Source organism: Mesorhizobium sp. B2-5-7 (assembly GCF_006440875.1).
In the GTDB taxonomy this organism is placed as follows: Bacteria; Pseudomonadota; Alphaproteobacteria; order Rhizobiales; family Rhizobiaceae; genus Mesorhizobium; species Mesorhizobium australicum.
Map to the genome: position 1 here is coordinate 1 of NZ_VFUO01000002.1, position 17216 is coordinate 17216.

Here is a 17216-nt window from a genome sequence, read left to right on the forward strand (position 1 = left end):
TCCTTGGACACGCCGAAATAGGTGTAGTTGCCGAGCACGCCGAGCGAGGCGAGGCCGGCCAGGATGACCGCTGTCAGCACCAGTCCGTTGGTGCGCGCCTCATAGGTGCGGCCCATTTCCTCGATGGCGAAGACGATGCCGGCGAGCGGGGTGTTGAACGCCGCCGCGATGCCCGCCGCCGAGCCGGCCAGGATCAGGCCGCGCGCCTGCGCCATGCCGCCCCAACGCGCCGCCTGCAGCATCAGCGACGCGCCGACCTGTACGGTCGGTCCCTCGCGGCCGATCGAAGCGCCGCAGAACAGGCCGACAAGGGTGAGCGCGATCTTGCCCGCCACCAGCCTGAGCGACAGGATATGGCTGCGGTCGTCATCGTCGCGCAGGTGGCGGGCGGCGATCGCCTGCGGAATGCCGCTGCCTTGCGAGCCCGGGAAGAAGGCGTGCGCCAGCCAGGCGCACAGCACAAAGCCGAGCGGCGTGATGGCCAGCGGCAGATAGAAACGCCAGCCGCCGTCATTGCCGATCACGACATGAAAAAGCGCCTGCGCCTTGTCGGCCAGCACGGCAAAGAGCACGCTGATCAGGCCGATCGAGATCGCACCGGCCCAGAACACCAGACGTGGCTGCCAGACGCGGCGCGAGGCCCACATGGCGCGCGAACGCCGCAGCATGGGGTGTTTTCGCGATTGGCCGGCCATGTCTGCCCTCGGGGGGAAAACCCAGCCCTAACACAGGCATGACGCCAATCAAGTGTGAGTCTGCCGATCGGACGGGATCAAAAGCCCACCGTCGCGGTTGTGTCCCTTTGAACAAGGAGCCCGCAGTCATGAGCTATGTCAGATTCGCCGCGATGATCCTGGTTTCCACGGTCCTCATGTACGGGCTCATGTACCTGAACACCTATGCGCTGGATCATGTTTTCTTCAGCCAGACCCGGGTGTGGATGGCCATCGTGATGGGCGCCGCCATGGCCATCGTCATGATCGGCTTCATGTGGGGGATGTACGGGAGCGTGGCCGCGAATGTCGGCATCGTCATCGGCGGCATGCTCGTATTCGCTGGTGCCTTGTGGCTGGTCAGAAGCCAGGAAACCGTGAGCGACGTCTCTTACATGAAGGCCATGATCCCGCACCACTCGATCGCGATCATGACCAGCGAACGCGCCCATATCCGCGACCCGGAGGTGCGAAAGCTCGCGGACGGCATCATCGACGCCCAAGTGCGCGAGATCACGCAAATGAAGCGTCTGATCGCGCGGCTCGAAGCGAATCCCGTAGCGGCCGGCGCTCCTGACCTGCCGTCCTACCGAGCCCGCGGGGCCGCGCCGCCGCCACCGGAAACCGACCAGAGCACCGGGATCGATACGCTCTCCATCGACAGGTAGGCGCGGGGAGACGCGCGGATAATATGGAAGTTGCTCGTCCCGCCGGCCTCCAAGCCGGCGGGAACATCCTTGCGGGATCGTCACATAGCCATTTTTTCACATTCGGCCTGGGCCTTCTTGGTCGAGGTGTCGATCATGTAGGCTTTGCCCTTGGCGTCGGTCATCATCATCATGCAGTGCTTGATCGGCTTGGCCATCTTCATCATGTCGGCGCCCATCTTCGCGTCCGGCGTCATGGTGCCCATATGGCCGTCGGGCATGATCGCCGTCACTTGTCCGCCTTTCATCATGCTCATGGTGCCCATCGCGTCCTCGGCAAACGCCTGCGAGGCGCAAAGAGCGGCGAAGCCGGCAACGACGGCGAGCTTGATCGATTTCATCCTGCATACTCCCATTCTGTAGGGGCACAGTTGCCCCATTCAGGGTTCGAAGGCGCGATGGGGATCGTTACGCCAACACGACTAAGTGATCGCCGCCAACGACATCGCGTCCACCGGCGGCGATCGTCCTTCACGGGGACGGTGGCGATCGGGACACCGACGGCGGACCCCAGTTTGGCGTGCACGGCATGACTTCGCGCTCAACCTGTGCTATGCGCCGCGCTTCATATCGGGCCGATGGATGAAATCGGCCGCAAACCGCTTATATCTGTGTAACCATGACCCTTTCACTCGACCTTACCGCCGAAGGCGCCCGTGACGCCTTGCGCGGCCGTGCTGCGCGGACCGAAAAGCCATCGCTGATCGGCCTCACGCGGACGGAACTCGCCGCCGCTCTTGTCGAATCCGGCACCGTGCCGGAGCGCCAGGCAAAGATGCGCGCCCAGCAGCTCTGGCACTGGATGTATGTGCGCGGCGTTTCCGACTTCGCCGGCATGTTCAACATCTCCAAGGATCTGCGCGCCGAACTCGACAAGCATTTCACCGTCGCCCGGCCCGGGATCGCCGAGGAGCAGATTTCCGCCGACGGCACGCGAAAGTGGCTGTTCCGCTTTCCGCCCCGCGGCGCCGGCCGGCCGGTCGAGATCGAGACCGTCTATATCCCCGAGGAAGGCCGTGGCACGCTCTGCATCTCCTCGCAGGTCGGCTGCACGCTGACCTGTTCGTTCTGCCACACCGGCACGCAGAAGTTGGTGCGCAACCTGACCGCGGAAGAAATCCTGGCGCAGTTGCTCACCGCGCGCGACCGGCTCGGCGACTTCCCCGACCGCGACACGCCGGATGGCGCCATCGTGCCGGCCGAGGGCCGGAAAGTGTCCAACATCGTCATGATGGGCATGGGCGAGCCGCTCTATAATTTCGAGGCGGTGAAGAAGGCGCTGCTGATCGCCTCCGACGGCGACGGCCTGTCCCTGTCGAAGCGCCGCATCACGCTGTCGACCTCCGGCGTCGTGCCCGAGATTTTCCGCACCGGCGAGGAGATCGGCGTCATGCTGGCGATCTCGCTGCATGCGACCAACGACGATCTGCGCGACCTTCTGGTACCGATCAACAAGAAGTATCCGCTGAAGGAGCTGATCGCCGCCTGCCGCGCCTATCCCGGCCTCTCCAACGCCAAGCGCATCACCTTCGAATATGTGATGCTGAAGGACGTCAACGATTCCATTGAGGACGCCAAGGGGCTGATCAAGCTGCTCAAGGGGATTCCGGCCAAGATAAACCTGATCCCGTTCAACCCGTGGCCGGGCACCAACTACCAGTGCTCGGACTGGGAGACGATCGAGAAGTTCGCCGACTACATCAACAATGCCGGCTATGCCTCGCCGATCCGCACGCCGCGCGGCCGCGACATCCTGGCCGCCTGCGGCCAGCTGAAGTCGGAATCGGAACGCATGCGCAAGGTCGACCGGCTGGCGCTGGAAGCCATGATGATCGCGGGGCACGGCGAGGTGTGAGCCGTCTCGTCGCCGGCCTCACACGCTTCGCCATGATTGCGGTCGGCTACCTCGCCGCCGTGCTGACCTCGATCCTGGTGCCGGTGCTACTGATCGTTCTTCTGGCAGGGATCGAGGACGGCAACTGGTCGATCATTTTCACATTCGACTGGCTGGCCTCCTTCCCGCTCGCCGTGTTGACCGTGGCGATCTGCGCGCTGCTGATCGTCGGCCCGGCGATCTTCGTCGCCGAACGGCTGGCTCTGCGAGGATGGTTCTACTTCGCCGTCACGGGCGCGGTCACGTCGATCGCCTTCGGTGTTTTTGTGCCGGGCTCCGCCGGAGGCTTCGTTTTCAATCCGGGCTTCCTGGGTTTTCTGGCCGCCGCCGGCATTGCCGCCGGTTGGGTCTACTGGCTTCTGGCTGGACGCAGCTCCGGTCGTCTCACGGGCCGTGATCCCCGATGAACCGTGTCGTCACCTACATCGTGCACTTCGCCATCATCCTGTTCGGTTACGCCGCCGCCTCGCTGGCGGCGAGCGCCTTCCTCAACATCCTGTTCCTGGCCTCGCTCGGCTACGCGCCGGTGCAAGCGCATCCGGCGGCAACGGCATCGCTCTATTTTTCAATTCCCTTCGTCGCCCTGTTCGTCGCCTATTTCGGCTTCATGCCGGCGGCGATCGTCATCCTGATTGCCGAAATTCTCGGCCGGCGCGACTGGTTGTTCTACGCGCTCGCCGGGGCGGGGGTGGCGGGGGTTTTCCTCGGCCTCGTCGACAATGTCCGCGATTCCCCTTTCGCGGTCACCGAAGCCAGCGCCATCATGGCGGTACTCGGTGGCGGCATGGTCGGCGGGATCTTCTATTGGCTTGCCGCCGGGCGCTGGGCGGGAAGCTGGTGGAAGGTCTCTACTTCGCCTGGGCCGTCAGGATCTTGAGCGCGAACGCCGAGAACACGCCGGCGAAGAGATAGTCGACCACCCGCGTCACACGGGGGCTGGCTTTCATTGCCGCCGAGAATTTTTCCGCCGCCAGCACCATCGGTACCGTCACCGGGATCGACAGCACGATGAACATGGAGCCGAGGAAGAACAGCTTCCCCGGCGCGTTCGGATCGTGCGCGGAGACGAATTGCGGCAGGAAGGTCATGAAGAACAGGATGATCTTCGGGTTGAGCAAATTGACGCCGAGCCCCGCTGCCCAGCTACGCAACAAGGAAATCCGCGGACCGGTCTTCTTTTCCGGCGAGAAAGCCGAGCCCTTGGCGATCGCCTGCCAGGCTAGGAAGACGAGATAGCCGGCGCCAAAGATCTTCAGCACGAAGAAAGCCATCGGCGAGGCGACGATCAGCGCCGAGACGCCGACCACCACCAGCGTGGTGTGGATCAGCGTGCCGCACAGCGCGCCGGCCATCGAGGCAAAGCCGGTGGCGCGGCCCTGGCTCAGCGTGCGCGACACGAACAGCGTCATGTCGGGGCCTGGCGTGATCGCCAGGATCACGGTGGCGATGGCGAACTGGATCAGCGTGGTGGTGTCGGGAATGAAGGACATGGCAGGCCCCGGGGGAACGCGTCGGCTATACAGGACCCGTCTCGCCGGCGCCAGATGGGGCCAGCGCGTCCTCCGGTGGAGTTGGAGCGGTTCGGCCAGTTTCGCCAGCTTACATTTCGCCAGCTTACAGGCGGCGGTCTTGAGCGCCTGGTGACCGGCGGCATGGCCCCGGGGATCGGTCCTTCCGATCAAGCCCGGCGTCGCACTGCCGCGCTGGATCAGCAACCTTGCGCCGCATGCGCTTGCTCGCTTTCCCGTTCCTGCTAAAAGGCGCTCCGACAATCCGTGACGCCTTGCCTCAGGCGTCCACCTTTCGACGGAGCAGAAATGTCCAAGATCAAAGACGTCAAGAAGGTCGTGCTCGCCTATTCCGGCGGCCTCGACACATCCATCATCCTTAAATGGCTGCAGACCGAACTCGGCGCCGAAGTCGTCACCTTCACCGCCGACCTCGGCCAGGGCGGCGAGCTGGAGCCGGCGCGCCGCAAGGCCGAGATGATGGGCATCAAGGACATCCGCGTCGTCGACGTACGCGAGGAATTCGTCGCCGACTTTGTCTTCCCGATGTTCCGCGCCAACACCGTCTACGAAGGCACCTATCTCCTGGGCACCTCGATCGCGCGGCCGCTGATCTCCAAGCACCTGGTCGAAATCGCCAGGGAAACCGGCGCCGACGCCATCGCGCATGGCGCCACCGGCAAGGGCAACGACCAGGTCCGTTTCGAGCTTTCGGCCTATGCGCTCAACCCCGACATCAAGGTCATCGCGCCGTGGCGCGACTGGTCGTTCAAATCGCGCACCGACCTGATGAACTTCGCCGAACAGCACCAGATTCCGGTGCCGAAGGACAAAAGGGGCGACGCACCGTTCTCCGTCGACGCAAATCTGCTGCACTCGTCCTCCGAGGGCAAGGTGCTGGAAGACCCATGGAGCGAGCCGCCGGAATTCGTGCATCAGCGCACCGTGTCGCCGATGGACGCGCCGGATGCCGTCACCGAGATCGAGATCGAATTCCTGAAGGGCGACCCGGTCGCGCTCAACGGCAAGAAGCTGTCGCCGGCCACCATGCTGGCGGCGCTCAACGATCTCGGCCGCGACAATGGCATAGGCCGGCTCGACCTGGTCGAGAACCGTTTCGTCGGCATGAAATCGCGAGGCGTGTATGAAACGCCGGGCGGCACCATCCTGATCGTGGCCCATCGCGCCATTGAATCGATCACGCTCGACCGGGGTGCCGCGCACCTCAAGGACGAGTTCATGCCGCGCTACGCGGAGCTCATCTACAACGGCTTCTGGTTCTCGCCCGAGCGCCTGATGCTGCAGGCGATGATCGACAAGAGCCAGGAAGACGTCGAAGGCACGGTGCGGCTGAAGCTCTACAAGGGCAATGTCATGGTCACCGGCCGCAAGTCTGGGAAGACGCTCTATTCCGACGCGCTGGTCACCTTCGAGGACGACCGTGGCGCCTATGACCAGAAGGACGCCGCCGGCTTCATCCGCCTCAATGCGCTGAGGCTGCGGACATTGGCCGCGCGCAACCGCAACAGCTAGACGGAATGCGCTGTCTCGGTCGATGCCCGGTGCCGCTGCTCTTTCTGGCGGCGCCGGTCATGGCTGGGGACTTCGCGCCCACCTCCCTGGACCTCGCCGCCCTCATCGAATGCAGGGCCGATCTGCCGGCGTATAATGGTCTTGCCCTCTGGCTGGGCGGTGAGCCAGACGCGGCGCAGACCCTTGGCTGGAAGGAGGTCGCTTCCGGCAATCCCTTCCTGCGGCAGTATCGATTGTCGGCCCCGGTCCATGTCTTCGGGCGCGAGACCGCGACGATCGTCTTTACCGCGACAGGGCCGATGGCCGTGCTTGATGGCATCGCCGCGCCGGACCTCGCCCGCCAGCTCGACGTCCCGGCGACGGTCTCGACGCCGGACAAGTTCCTCGGCGAGAAGGTCATGGCCGAAAGCAGCGAGGACGCCGGCGGCGTGAGCCTAGCCACGCGCATCACGCTCAACGTCTCGACCGTCGAGTCCCACCCCGGCAGGACGCTGGCCGGCTGTTCCTATGCGCTCGACGTGAAATGAAACCCGGCGCGGTGGCCGGGTTTTTCGTTCAATGGCCGTGCGGATCGATCAATCAGCGTCGATCGCGGTGGCGATGCGGGCGATGGCCTGCTGATAGACGCTTGCCGAATTCCAGCCGGCGATCGCGCCCATATTCGACTGCGCGCTGGCGCCAGCCCGCCAGCCGTGACCCTTGAGGAAGTTGGCGGTGGAGGCCAAAGCGATCGCCTTGTCGCGCAGGTTTCCGCTGCCTACCGCATACTTCAAGACATTTCCGGGCAGGAACTGCGTGTGGCCGATCTCGCCATGCATGGCGCCGACCGACGAGGCGGTCAACGCTCCGCGATCAACCAGCTTCAGGGCCGCGATGGCATGCGGGTGAAAATAGTCGGGCCGGCGGCAATCATAGGCAAGCGTCACAATGGCGGAGACTGTGTTCTGGTTGCCCATGGAAGCACCGAAGCCGGTTTCCATGCCCCAGATGGCGAGCAGCACGCCCGGCGACACGCCGTAGTTGGCTTCAATCTGGTTGAACAGCGCTGCGTTCGACTTCTTCAGCGAACGGCCCTTGGAGATGATCGCCGACCCGCCGCGGCGTTTCATGAAATCGTCCACCGAGCCGCTGAAAGCCTTGTGGATGGCGCGGTCGGCGGAGATCGTCCTTGTTGCGTAGGTCGCGCCGGCCAGAGCGGCCAGACCCCTCGACCCGACACCTTCGGACTTGGCCTCGGCGGCGAAGTCCTGTTTCCAGGCGTCGAAGCCGGCGCCGGTCTTGCCGCAGCTGGCCGCCGCTTGCGCGCCGGTTGCCAGCCCGAGCACTGCCACCACCGCCGCCGCTAAAATCCTACCCTTGGCACGAAATGCCATGTTGTTCTCCTGGTTGCCTGATTCACGTCCCGTTTGCGAATTTGCCAGCGAAACGCGCATTTGTCACCGTCTGTGGCGCGATGCTGGCGAATGCCGGGGAATTTGCCTACGATCAAGTGATTATTATGGCGAGTGTCAGGCATGAAAGACGCTGATGCCGCCCATGGACCGGGGCAGGCGCGCCTGGACCGGCGAAGCAAAATAGTCGCGATGGACCGCGGAACACCGGCCGGTGGTTCGCGTTTGGGCACGGGCCGCCATGATCCCTTCCTATGAATCATGCATCCCTTTCAGATGAATCATACATCCCTTCTGACGAATTGAGACCGAGATGAAACTTTTCGACTGCCCGCATTGCGGCCACCGTCTCTATTTCGAGAATGCCCAGTGCCTGAACTGCAGCAGTCTCGTGCTCTATGATCCCGAGGGCGCGCGCTTTGTCTTGTCCGGCGTCCACGGCGCGATCCAGTGCACCAATGCCGACGAATGCGCCTGCAACTGGATGGCCGAGCCGGGACAGGTCTTCTGCCGTGCCTGCGTGCTGAACCAGCTGATCCCCGATCTCTCGGTCGACGGCAATCGCCGCCGCTGGATTCGCGTCGAGGCGGCGAAGAAGCGCGCCATCTATTCGCTGCTCGCCTTCGGCCTGCCGGTGGCGCCCAAGCAGAGCCCGACGGACGAGATCGGGCTGGCCTTCGACTTCCTCGCCGATCCGATCGGCGGCGGCCCGGGCGGCGAACGGATTCTCACTGGTCACGACAACGGCCTGATCACGCTGAACGTCGCCGAAGCCGATTCAGCCGAGCGCGAAAAACGTCGCGTCCAGATGGGTGAGAATTACCGCACGCTGCTCGGCCATTTCCGCCACGAGCTCGGCCACTATTACTGGGACCGCCTGATCCGCGACGATCCGCAAAGGCTGGAAGCGTTCCGCGCCTTGTTCGGCGACGAGCGTGCCGACTACGAACAGGCGCTGAAGGCCTATTACGCCAATGGCGCGGCGCCCGATTGGCAGCAAGACCACATCTCGGCCTACGCCACCTCGCATCCGTGGGAGGACTGGGCCGAGACCTGGGCCCACCACCTGCACATTACCGACACGCTGGAGATGGTCCATGCGCTGAACTTCCCGCTCGGCCGGCTGGAGACGGTGGAGACGAACGAACTGCCGCGGGGCGATACCGGGGGCGAGCCGCAGGCAGCACCCTCGGAGCCCGCCAACACACCCGAGCCCTTCGACAAGATCCTTGCCCGCTGGCTGGTGCTGTCGGAAGCCTCCAATTCGATCAACCGCTGCATGGGCCTACCCGACCTCTACCCCTTCGTCGTTTCGGACGCGACCGCGCGGAAACTGGCGTTCGTACACGATCTTCTGACCGGCTTGCCGATGGAGGCCGGAACAAATCGTGAGTTGGCTCGCGCATTTTAGCCGGAACGCATGCGCTGCTGTCCCGTTGTCACCGCCGAGGGACTGTGAAACGGAGAGAACCCATGAAATCCTTATTGTTTCCCGCAATAGCCGGGATGCTGACCGCAATGTCGGGCGCGGCATTGGCCGATACCGCTGTCTCGGCAGTCACCGATCTCAACGTGCGTGCCGGTCCCGGCCCGCAATATCCAGTGATCGGCGTGCTCGCCGCAGGCCAGTCGGCGACGCTCAACGGCTGCATCGAAAACAGCAAATGGTGCACCATCGCCGAAGCTGGCGGCCAGGGCTGGGTCTATTCCGACTACGTCACCGCCGATTTCGGCGGCAGCCGCGTGGTGCTGACGCAGCGCCGCTCCGCCGTTGCCGTGGTCTCGCCGCCGGACGACATCGGCAACTATTCGACCGACTATACCGGTGCGATCATTTCCAGCGATCCGGTGGTTGGCGACTTTCCAGCGCCGCCGGCCGCGGTACGGACCTATGTCGACACCCATCGCCTCGACCCCGTCTATCTCGACGGCGAGGTGGTCACCGGCGCGACCCTGCCCGATACGGTCGAGCTGCGCGAAATTCCTGACTACAACTACCGCTATGTCTATGTGAACGGCCAGCGGGCGCTGATCGATCCGCAGACACGGCGCATCATGTACGTCGTGCGTTGACGCGATGCCGGCGGTCGCCGAAGCGGCCGCCGGCGAAACCTGGATTGGCGACCGCGGCAGGCTGGCACGCGCCTGCGTTCCGTGGCAATCGGAGTGCGCGTATTCCTGCTGATATCGATTCCGGTTCCCGAAGCCATCAGCTGGATCAAGCAGCGATGGATTGGGATCGAGGACAAGGGTGACGATCGACGACACCGCCTTCGAGCGCTATCGCAACACGCCGAACGCCAGGACGACCTTGCCGCGCCTGTTGCTGGGAACGCTGATCGTCGTCCTGTTCTGGGCCGCCACCACCGCGGCCGTGCTGTTCGGTGGCACCCATGTTTACCTCGCCTGGCAGGGGGCGGCGGCTTCGCCATACGGCATTGAAGGCTTTCTCGCCTCGCCCATTGGCATCCTCTGCGCGCTCGCCTCTTTCGCGGGGATCTGGATCGGCCTGTGGATCGTGATGCGCTGGGTGCATGGCGAGCCGCTGTCGGCGCTGCTTGGCGCCGGCCGCCGCGTAGCGCGACCGGACTTCCTCAAGGGGCTGATCGCGGTGCTGATCACCTCGGCCTTGTCCGAAATCCTGTTCTATCTGCTGCAGCCCGGCATTGCGCGCGGCACGATCAGCCTGTCGTCATGGCTGCTGTTCGCGATCCCGATCGCCGCGCTCACCTTGCTGCAGACTTCGTCGGAGGAGGTGCTGTTTCGCGGCTACCTGCTGCGTGGCCTGGCCAATCGGTTCAGAAGCCCGTGCGTCTGGGCGCTGCTGCCCGGCCTGCTGTTCACCTCGCTGCACTGGAGCGGCGGTTCGTCGGCCGCCATCAACGCCAGCGTGCTGGTGTCGATCGCTGCCTTCGCGCTGCTGCTGACGCTCGTGGTCTACGCCACCGGCAATCTCGGCGCGGCCCTTGGCGCTCATCTTGGCAACAACCTCACCGGCTTCCTGCTGATCTCGCATCAGGAGAGCTACAATTCCTTCGCCTTGTTCACCGCAAAGCCGCTCGAAGGGCCGGGCTGGATGATATCGGATGCGATCCTCATTGCGCTCATCGGTATTGCCTGCAGCCTGCTGACGATTGTCTTGCTGCTGCATCCGCGCTCGCCGCTGAAGGTCACGGCCGAGGTTCCAAACGCCGTGGGTGCTGCTTGATCGCTGCCCGGAAAACATCGCAACATCGGCCTTGCCTTGACTCTCGCGCCAAATTCCTGTCTACAGCCCACCAATTCCGCGACGAGTATCCCTCCGAGCAAGCCGACCAGGATGCCGAAACCTCTTTGAGGCCGAGTGCTGTAAACAGATCCTGGAGGCCAACACCCGGCAGCGCTGTGCGCCCCCGGGTGCTTTTTGGTTTTGGGCTTTTGCTTGGACTGGCTTTTGCTTGGAGACTGGGCGCGAACGCATTACCTCTCGGGCACCATCCGGTGCCAGGGAAAAGGAAAACGAATGTTTGAATCGCTGCAGGAGCGTCTTGGCTCCATCCTGAACGGCCTGACCGGCCGCGGCGCGCTGTCGGAGGCTGATGTCTCGGCAGCGCTGCGCGAGGTGCGCCGTGCGCTGCTCGAGGCCGACGTGGCGTTGGAAGTGGTGCGATCCTTCACCGACAAGGTGCGCGAGAAGGCCGTCGGCGCCGCGGTGCTGAAGTCGATCAAGCCGGGGCAGATGGTCGTCAAGATCGTCCATGACGAGCTGGTCGACATGCTCGGCGCCGAGGGTGTCGCCATCGACCTCAACGCACCGGCCCCGGTCGTCATCATGATGGTCGGCCTGCAGGGCTCCGGCAAGACCACCACTTCGGCCAAGATCGCCAAGCGGCTGACCGAGCGGCAGAACAAGAAGGTCCTGATGGCCTCGCTCGACACGCGGCGTCCGGCCGCGCAGGAGCAGCTGCGCCAGCTCGGCGAGCAGGTCAAGGTGGCGACGCTGCCTGTTATCGCAGGCCAGAACCCGGTCGATATCGCCAAGCGCGCCGTGCAGGCGGCCAAGCTCGGCGGCCATGACGTCGTCATCCTCGACACCGCCGGCCGCACCCATATCGACGAGCCGCTGATGGTCGAGATGGCCGACATCAAGAAGGTGTCGAGCCCGCACGAGATCCTGCTGGTCGCCGATTCGCTGACCGGCCAGGACGCCGTCAACCTGGCGAAGAGCTTCGACGAGCGCGTCGGTATCACCGGCCTGGTGCTGACCCGCATGGACGGCGACGGCCGTGGCGGTGCCGCGCTGTCGATGCGCGCCGTCACCGGCAAGCCGATCAAGCTGATCGGCACCGGCGAAAAGATGGACGGGCTGGAGGAATTCCACCCCAAGCGCATCGCCGACCGCATCCTGGGCATGGGCGACATCGTCAGCCTGGTCGAAAAAGCCGCCGAGAACATCGATGCCGAGCAGGCGGCGGCGATGGCCAAGAAGATGCAGTCGGGCAAGTTCGACCTGAACGACCTCGCCCAGCAGCTTCAGCAGATGTCGAAGATGGGCGGCATGGGCGGCATCATGGGCATGATGCCCGGCATGGGCAAGATGAAGGACCAGATGGCCGCCGCCGGCCTCGACGACAAGATGTTCGGTCGCCAGCTCGCCATCATCTCCTCGATGACGAAGGCCGAGCGCGCCAATCCCGACATTCTCAAGCACTCGCGCAAGAAGCGCATCGCCGCTGGCTCCGGCACCGATGCCGCCGAGATCAACAAGCTCCTGAAGATGCATCGCGGCATGGCCGACATGATGAAGGCGATGGGCGGCAAGGGCAAAGGCGGCGGCCTGATGCGCGGCATGATGGGCGGCCTTGCCTCCAAGATGGGCCTTGGTGGTTTGGGGGGCGGCATGATGCCCGGCGGCATGGGCGGCATGCCCGATCTGTCGAAGATGGACCCCAAGCAGCTCGAAGCCTTGCAGAAGCAGGCGCAGGCCGCCGGCCTCGGCGGCATGAAGGGGTTGCCCGGCGGTCTTCCCGGCGGCGGCTTGCCCGGCCTGCCCGGCGGCATGAAGCTTCCCGGCCTTGGCGGCGGTGGCGGCCTGCCCGGTCTCGGCAAGAAAAAGTGAGGACGCTATGAACGAAGAAAAGGACATGGCCGACGCCCGCACCATCCTGGCCGGCTACCGCGCGTCGATCGACAACATCGACGCGGCCCTCATTCACATGCTGGCCGAGCGCTTCCGCTGCACCAAGGCGGTTGGCGTGCTCAAGGCCGAGCATGGCCTGCCGCCGGCCGACCCGGCGCGCGAGCAGCAGCAGATCGCCCGCCTGCGCCAGCTGGCGCATGACGCGCATCTCGACCCGGATTTCGCGGAGAAATTCCTCAACTTCGTCGTCCGCGAAGTGATCCGGCACCACGAACAGATCGCCGCTGCCAACGGCGTGACGAAAACGGGTTGAAGAAACCCTGACTTATCAAACGAAATCAGAGCTTTTAGGAGAAAAGAAATGGCACTGAAGATCAGACTGGCCCGTGCGGGCTCGAAGAAGCGTCCTTACTACCACGTCGTCGTTGCCGACGCCCGTTCGCCTCGCGACGGCCGGTTCATCGAGTCGCTCGGCTCGTGGAACCCGCTGCTGCCGAAGGACGGCGAGCGCATCAAGGTCGACGCCGACCGCGTCAAGCATTGGCTGTCGCACGGCGCCCAGCCGACCGACCGCGTGCTGCGCTTCCTCGATGAGGCCGGCCTTGCCAAGCGCGAAGCCCGCTCCAACCCGAAGAAGGCCGAGCCCGGCAAGAAGGCGCAGGAACGCGCCGCCCTGCTGAAGAAGGCCCAGGAAGACGCCGCCGCCGCCGTCGCCTCGGCCGCTGCCGCACCGGCCGAAGCGGAAGCCGCTACCGCCGAGTAATCGCGTCCTATTCCTTGCGGGAACAAAACGGCGGGCCTGTGCCCGCCGTTTTGTTGTTTGCATTTGTCACTCACCTGCCCTTTGCTGTTTCATTGGAAAGCTTCTGATTTCCGGCTGAGGATCGGATGGACGAACGGGCAGTCGCGGAGGAAATCCTGTCCGGCTTCGTCGCCGGAACCCTGTTGCGATGCCCCGAGGCCACGACAGGTGTCGTGGTGCTGAGCGGATCGAGCGGCCGCGTCGACGTCGGGCGCGCCAGGCTGTTTGCCGATGTGGGCGTCTCTGCCCTTGCCCTCCGGTGGTTTGGCGGCCAAGACCAGATCCCAGGCATATGCGAAATCCCCCTGGAGATTTTTTTCGCCGCGACCGACCGTCTTGTCGGTTTGGGATGCCGGCGCATCGTTTATGTCGGCACGTCCAAAGGTGCCGAGGCGGCCTTGCTCGTGGCGACGCATGACCCGCGCATCGACGCCGTTGTCGCGATCAGCCCGACATCGGTGGTCTGGGGAAACATCGGGCCGGGCCGCGACGGCGTCAGCTGGCCCGAGCGGTCGTCGTGGACACTCAAGGGGCGCCCTCTCCCCTTTGTTCCGGCCGACCCCAACTGGAAGGCACGCTACGTCGATGGCCTCGTGTCCTACCGAGGGCTTTTCGAACACTGCCTGACCGCTTTCAAGAAGGAGGCCGGCAAGGCCGCCATTCCCGTCGAGGAAATTTCGGCGACGGTCATGCTGGTCGCGGGCGGCGACGACGCGCTGTGGCCGTCCCTGGAATTTGCCGCGTCGATTGTCCAGCGTAGGCAAGACGCCGGAAAGGCCACGCGCCTGGTTTCGGCCCCCGGCGCCGGCCACCGCATCGTCCTGCCTGGCGAAACCACCCCGCGCTCAAGCTCGCATGCGCATGGCGGCAATGACCGCGCCGATGCGGATCTGGGACGGGACGCCTGGCGATACATTCGGGAGCTGTTGTAGCGCGGCTCGCGGCGGCGGCTGTCTCAAGCGAGTCGCGGCCAATTCATCGATCGAAAACGGCGGGTCAAAAGCCCGCCGTTTTGCTCTTCATGTTTGGACTGAGGCCGATCAATAACCGCTTGGGCAGCGATCGACATAGACCCGACCATGGCGATCGCGGTACCGGCATTGGCCGCTTTCGCTGGCATGGCCGATCAGCGCGCCGGCCACGGCGCCGACCGCACCGCCGACAACAGCGCCCTGCACCGGATCTCCGGCCACGGCCGCGCCAACCGCAGCACCGCCCAGGCCGCCCACGGCAGCCCCTTTTTCCGTTTGCGAACATGCACCCAGTGCCGTCGTCAGCACCAGAATGGTCAGTATTTTCTTCATTTGTCGTTCCTCTCACACGCGGATCGCCGTCTCGCCGCCAAGTGCTTAACTCTCAGACGGCTAATTTGATCCCGAGGAGAACGAAGATCGCGACGCTGCTCGCCCAAACAGACCGCATCGGCGGTATTGCCACCCGATGGCGTGCAGGCGAAGTGGACGCTGTTCTTGGCTCGGAACAGCTATCGGCTGAACGGGATCAGCGCACGAACCCTGGGGTCGCGCAGATAGAGGCCGCCCCATAGGATGATGCCGAGATAGACGCCGAACAGCATGTGCGAGAACAGCGGATTGCCGATGCGCGCATTGGTGGCGATGGCGCCGCCCATATAGGCGGTGAGCAGGAGGGCGCCGAGCACGGAGGTGCGCGGCAGCGCGTAGAGCGCGGTCGAGACCAGGCCGATGACGCCCAGCATGCGCGCGACGTTGGGATCGGCTGGCCACCCAAGCGGCACCATCGTCTGGGTGACCACGTCGAGCGGCGGCAGCTTGATGGCGCCGTCGAAGATCATGAACAGGACGATGAGGCCGCTGAGCGCCCGGCCGGTCCACAGGGCGCCAGCCGAGACGGGCGCGGTTTGAGAAATGCTCATTGGGTGTCCTCCTGATGGTCAGCCCCTTTTTCGGTGGGGTCGACCCAAGGACGTTCCATGAGGCGTCGATCCGACAAATGTTCGGATTTTTGACGGTGCGGCGTTACGAAAGATAGAACTTTTCGGCCGACAGCATCTTTGGTGGCGTCTCGCCCAAGGCCTCGAACACCGAGATTTCGCAGACCCGGCACAGGCCGTCGAGCGCGAGGTCGTTGGCTTCGGTGCCAAACGGATCCTCAAGCTCTTCCGAAAGCGCGTCGAGGCCGAAGAAGGTGTAGGCGATCAGCGCCGTGAACAATGGCGTTGCCCAACCGGTGGTCGAGATCAGGCCAATCGGCAGCAGCAGGCACACGATGTAGGCCGTGCGGTGCACCAGCAGCGTGTAGGCGAAGGGCAAGGGCGTGCCGGCGATCCGCTCGCAGCCGGCCTGGATGGCGGTGATTGACGCCAGCCTCTCATCCAGAATGCGGAAACCGATCGTGTCGAGGTCGCCAGCCCGGCGCTGCGCATTGGCACGGCGGCCCATGCGCCTGACCATCTCGTCCGCCGGATTGGCGAAACTAGCGGCCGTCCCGGCTTCAGCCTCGATGAAGGCATGGACCTCCTTGACGCTGTCGATCTTGCGCAACTGGCCGCGCAGAAAATGACAGAAGGCCAGCGCTTCCATCAGCAGGGCGCGCTGCTCGGCCCGATCGGGAATGAGGCTTGTCGTGGCGCGGGCCAGATTGCGGATTTCGAAGACCAGCGCGCCCCACAGTTTGCGCGCCTCCCACCAGCGATCATAGGCGGCGTTGTTGCGAAACGACAGATAGATCGACAAGGTCACGCCCACCAGTCCGAAAGGCGTGATGTTGAAGACGCCGAGATCGAGCTGGAACCGGCGCGCCACGACGAGGATGACCACCGAATAGATCGCGAAGCCGAAAATCTGCGGCAGGATGCGTGGCACCACCGAACCACGCATGATGAAGAACAGCTGCAGGAAGGTGGGGCGCGGACGAACGATCATTCGGGAGCCTTTCACGGGCGAGCGTCGGCCCTCAGCTCCTGTATTGTGCGATGCGGCGGCCATGCAAGCCCGGCCGCCAGCGACATTGCCATGTCGTCCGTGTGTCGACTACCGGTGTGTGCTGTTTGCGGATATTGAGAAGCTGCTGCCGTCCCGATGCAGGCGAGGAAAAAAATGACGGGCGAGACCGATCTGAGCACTCTGTTGGCGTCGATGATGCCGGAACTGCGCGATGGCATCTATGTCTTCGCCACGCTGGCGCCTGGCGTTCCACAGCCCGAAGGCCTCGAACCGGTCATGGCGTTTCGGGAGCGCGAAGGCACGACGCTGATCGTGACGGAGGAAGCCGCCCGGAGCACTGAGCTGACCGCCTCGTTCCGCTGCCGGATGATCACGCTGAACGTCCACTCATCGCTGGAAGCCGTCGGCTTCCTTGCCGCCATCACCGCGCGCCTCGCCGCCGCCGGCATGGGCGTCAACCCGGTCTCGGGTTTTTACCACGACCATCTGTTCGTGCCGGCTGGGCGGGCGGAGGAGGCGATGGCGGTGCTGCGCGAACTGAGTGTGGATAGTGCGAGTTGAAATCGGCGCAAAGCGGCTAATCTCATGAGTCGCAGCGCCAAAATGGACAGGCCAGCGCCGCCCC

At 64.4% G+C, this 17216-nt stretch carries 21 protein-coding genes; 14 read left to right on the forward strand and 7 right to left on the reverse strand.

Translation table 11 applies throughout. The features are described from left to right. The coding region (locus FJ543_RS07305) for a chloride channel protein (protein ID WP_140874504.1) at window positions 1–695 on the reverse strand (695 nt) is incomplete at its 3' end. Window positions 696–823: 128 nt separating this feature from the next. On the opposite strand from FJ543_RS07305, the gene FJ543_RS07310 reads away from it, so the two are divergent. Continuing rightward, window positions 824–1381, forward strand: a complete 558-nt coding sequence (locus FJ543_RS07310) for a DUF305 domain-containing protein (protein ID WP_140712197.1) — start codon at window positions 824–826, stop codon at window positions 1379–1381. 80 nt (window positions 1382–1461) lie between these two features. On the opposite strand, the gene FJ543_RS07315 is transcribed toward FJ543_RS07310, so the two are convergent. Then, window positions 1462–1761, reverse strand: coding sequence for a hypothetical protein (locus FJ543_RS07315; protein ID WP_015314947.1), 300 nt, complete (start codon window positions 1759–1761; stop codon window positions 1462–1464). A gap of 278 nt (window positions 1762–2039) precedes the next feature. On the opposite strand from FJ543_RS07315, the gene rlmN reads away from it, so the two are divergent. The 3 genes from rlmN to FJ543_RS07330 are packed head-to-tail and all read left to right on the forward strand — an operon-like array spanning window position 2040 to window position 4191. Beyond that, on the forward strand, window positions 2040–3275 hold the full coding sequence (gene rlmN / locus FJ543_RS07320; protein WP_140874506.1) for a 23S rRNA (adenine(2503)-C(2))-methyltransferase RlmN: 1236 nt from the start codon (window positions 2040–2042) through the stop codon (window positions 3273–3275). Between the two features lie 32 nt (window positions 3276–3307). Then, window positions 3308–3721, forward strand: coding sequence for a hypothetical protein (locus FJ543_RS07325; protein WP_224529748.1), 414 nt, complete (start codon window positions 3308–3310; stop codon window positions 3719–3721). Further along, window positions 3718–4191 (forward strand): hypothetical protein, encoded by a 474-nt coding sequence (locus FJ543_RS07330; protein WP_140874510.1) that lies wholly within the window; start codon window positions 3718–3720, stop codon window positions 4189–4191. The genes FJ543_RS07325 and FJ543_RS07330 overlap by 4 nt, the downstream gene beginning before the upstream one ends. Here the strand turns inward: FJ543_RS07330 and FJ543_RS07335 are convergent. After that, window positions 4163–4804: a LysE family translocator gene (locus FJ543_RS07335; protein WP_015314951.1), complete on the reverse strand. Its 642-nt coding sequence runs from the start codon at window positions 4802–4804 to the stop codon at window positions 4163–4165. The genes FJ543_RS07330 and FJ543_RS07335 overlap by 29 nt on opposite strands. A gap of 327 nt (window positions 4805–5131) precedes the next feature. Here FJ543_RS07335 and FJ543_RS07340 point away from each other — a divergent pair, with 327 nt between their 5' ends. After that, window positions 5132–6355: an argininosuccinate synthase gene (locus FJ543_RS07340; RefSeq protein WP_015314952.1), complete on the forward strand. Its 1224-nt coding sequence runs from the start codon at window positions 5132–5134 to the stop codon at window positions 6353–6355. A 5-nt stretch (window positions 6356–6360) separates the two neighbouring features. Continuing rightward, the gene (locus FJ543_RS07345) at window positions 6361–6882 is read left to right on the forward strand and encodes a hypothetical protein (RefSeq protein WP_140618256.1); all 522 of its coding nucleotides are present in this window, start codon (window positions 6361–6363) and stop codon (window positions 6880–6882) included. 48 nt (window positions 6883–6930) lie between these two features. Here FJ543_RS07345 and FJ543_RS07350 read toward each other — a convergent pair whose 3' ends face one another. Next, window positions 6931–7728: a lytic transglycosylase domain-containing protein gene (locus FJ543_RS07350; RefSeq protein WP_015314954.1), complete on the reverse strand. Its 798-nt coding sequence runs from the start codon at window positions 7726–7728 to the stop codon at window positions 6931–6933. A 331-nt stretch (window positions 7729–8059) separates the two neighbouring features. On the opposite strand from FJ543_RS07350, the gene FJ543_RS07355 reads away from it, so the two are divergent. From FJ543_RS07355 to FJ543_RS07385, 7 genes are all read left to right on the forward strand, one after another. Then, window positions 8060–9157 (forward strand): putative zinc-binding metallopeptidase, encoded by a 1098-nt coding sequence (locus FJ543_RS07355; protein WP_140874512.1) that lies wholly within the window; start codon window positions 8060–8062, stop codon window positions 9155–9157. A gap of 62 nt (window positions 9158–9219) precedes the next feature. Further along, complete coding sequence (locus tag FJ543_RS07360) at window positions 9220–9819, forward strand: DUF1236 domain-containing protein (RefSeq protein ID WP_015314956.1); 600 nt, start codon at window positions 9220–9222, stop codon at window positions 9817–9819. A gap of 178 nt (window positions 9820–9997) precedes the next feature. Next, window positions 9998–10954, forward strand: coding sequence for a type II CAAX endopeptidase family protein (locus FJ543_RS07365; RefSeq protein WP_140874513.1), 957 nt, complete (start codon window positions 9998–10000; stop codon window positions 10952–10954). 294 nt (window positions 10955–11248) lie between these two features. Continuing rightward, window positions 11249–12844 carry a signal recognition particle protein gene (gene ffh / locus FJ543_RS07370; RefSeq protein ID WP_015314958.1) on the forward strand — a complete coding sequence of 532 codons (1596 nt, stop codon included), beginning with the start codon at window positions 11249–11251 and terminating at the stop codon, window positions 12842–12844. Window positions 12845–12851: 7 nt separating this feature from the next. Further along, window positions 12852–13178, forward strand: coding sequence for a chorismate mutase (locus FJ543_RS07375; protein ID WP_015314959.1), 327 nt, complete (start codon window positions 12852–12854; stop codon window positions 13176–13178). A 48-nt stretch (window positions 13179–13226) separates the two neighbouring features. Beyond that, window positions 13227–13628: a 30S ribosomal protein S16 gene (gene rpsP, locus FJ543_RS07380; protein WP_023774471.1), complete on the forward strand. Its 402-nt coding sequence runs from the start codon at window positions 13227–13229 to the stop codon at window positions 13626–13628. 125 nt (window positions 13629–13753) lie between these two features. Continuing rightward, window positions 13754–14599, forward strand: a complete 846-nt coding sequence (locus tag FJ543_RS07385) for an acyl-CoA thioester hydrolase/BAAT C-terminal domain-containing protein (RefSeq protein WP_140874515.1) — start codon at window positions 13754–13756, stop codon at window positions 14597–14599. 108 nt (window positions 14600–14707) lie between these two features. Here the strand turns inward: FJ543_RS07385 and FJ543_RS07390 are convergent, their stop codons facing one another. The 3 genes from FJ543_RS07390 to FJ543_RS07400 all read right to left on the reverse strand — a co-directional run bounded on the left by FJ543_RS07390 (window position 14708) and on the right by FJ543_RS07400 (window position 16570). After that, window positions 14708–14971 (reverse strand): YMGG-like glycine zipper-containing protein, encoded by a 264-nt coding sequence (locus FJ543_RS07390; protein WP_015314961.1) that lies wholly within the window; start codon window positions 14969–14971, stop codon window positions 14708–14710. Between the two features lie 179 nt (window positions 14972–15150). Further along, the gene (locus tag FJ543_RS07395) at window positions 15151–15561 is read right to left on the reverse strand and encodes a DoxX family protein (RefSeq protein WP_140618262.1); all 411 of its coding nucleotides are present in this window, start codon (window positions 15559–15561) and stop codon (window positions 15151–15153) included. A 103-nt stretch (window positions 15562–15664) separates the two neighbouring features. Continuing rightward, on the reverse strand, window positions 15665–16570 hold the full coding sequence (locus FJ543_RS07400; RefSeq protein WP_140712213.1) for a bestrophin family ion channel: 906 nt from the start codon (window positions 16568–16570) through the stop codon (window positions 15665–15667). 174 nt (window positions 16571–16744) lie between these two features. On the opposite strand from FJ543_RS07400, the gene FJ543_RS07405 reads away from it, so the two are divergent. Next, window positions 16745–17152 (forward strand): ACT domain-containing protein, encoded by a 408-nt coding sequence (locus tag FJ543_RS07405; RefSeq protein WP_140874517.1) that lies wholly within the window; start codon window positions 16745–16747, stop codon window positions 17150–17152. Window positions 17153–17216: the final 64 nt, after the last annotated feature.

Bases quoted from the DNA above. Each gene is read 5' to 3' on its own strand.
- FJ543_RS07375 (WP_015314959.1), top strand. From the start codon at position 12,852: ATGAACGAAGAAAAGGACATGGCCGACGCCCGCACCATCCTGGCCGGC.
- FJ543_RS07345 (WP_140618256.1), top strand. From the start codon at position 6,361: ATGCGCTGTCTCGGTCGATGCCCGGTGCCGCTGCTCTTTCTGGCGGCG.
- FJ543_RS07330 (WP_140874510.1), top strand. From the start codon at position 3,718: ATGAACCGTGTCGTCACCTACATCGTGCACTTCGCCATCATCCTGTTC.
- FJ543_RS07385 (WP_140874515.1), top strand. From the start codon at position 13,754: ATGGACGAACGGGCAGTCGCGGAGGAAATCCTGTCCGGCTTCGTCGCC.
- FJ543_RS07350 (WP_015314954.1), bottom strand. From the start codon at position 7,728: ATGGCATTTCGTGCCAAGGGTAGGATTTTAGCGGCGGCGGTGGTGGCA.
- FJ543_RS07335 (WP_015314951.1), bottom strand. From the start codon at position 4,804: ATGTCCTTCATTCCCGACACCACCACGCTGATCCAGTTCGCCATCGCC.
- FJ543_RS07360 (WP_015314956.1), top strand. From the start codon at position 9,220: ATGAAATCCTTATTGTTTCCCGCAATAGCCGGGATGCTGACCGCAATG.
- FJ543_RS07405 (WP_140874517.1), top strand. From the start codon at position 16,745: ATGACGGGCGAGACCGATCTGAGCACTCTGTTGGCGTCGATGATGCCG.
- FJ543_RS07400 (WP_140712213.1), bottom strand. From the start codon at position 16,570: ATGATCGTTCGTCCGCGCCCCACCTTCCTGCAGCTGTTCTTCATCATG.
- FJ543_RS07325 (WP_224529748.1), top strand. From the start codon at position 3,308: ATGATTGCGGTCGGCTACCTCGCCGCCGTGCTGACCTCGATCCTGGTG.
- rlmN (WP_140874506.1), top strand. From the start codon at position 2,040: ATGACCCTTTCACTCGACCTTACCGCCGAAGGCGCCCGTGACGCCTTG.
- FJ543_RS07315 (WP_015314947.1), bottom strand. From the start codon at position 1,761: ATGAAATCGATCAAGCTCGCCGTCGTTGCCGGCTTCGCCGCTCTTTGC.
- FJ543_RS07395 (WP_140618262.1), bottom strand. From the start codon at position 15,561: ATGAGCATTTCTCAAACCGCGCCCGTCTCGGCTGGCGCCCTGTGGACC.
- FJ543_RS07340 (WP_015314952.1), top strand. From the start codon at position 5,132: ATGTCCAAGATCAAAGACGTCAAGAAGGTCGTGCTCGCCTATTCCGGC.
- FJ543_RS07390 (WP_015314961.1), bottom strand. From the start codon at position 14,971: ATGAAGAAAATACTGACCATTCTGGTGCTGACGACGGCACTGGGTGCA.
- FJ543_RS07355 (WP_140874512.1), top strand. From the start codon at position 8,060: ATGAAACTTTTCGACTGCCCGCATTGCGGCCACCGTCTCTATTTCGAG.
- rpsP (WP_023774471.1), top strand. From the start codon at position 13,227: ATGGCACTGAAGATCAGACTGGCCCGTGCGGGCTCGAAGAAGCGTCCT.
- ffh (WP_015314958.1), top strand. From the start codon at position 11,249: ATGTTTGAATCGCTGCAGGAGCGTCTTGGCTCCATCCTGAACGGCCTG.
- FJ543_RS07310 (WP_140712197.1), top strand. From the start codon at position 824: ATGAGCTATGTCAGATTCGCCGCGATGATCCTGGTTTCCACGGTCCTC.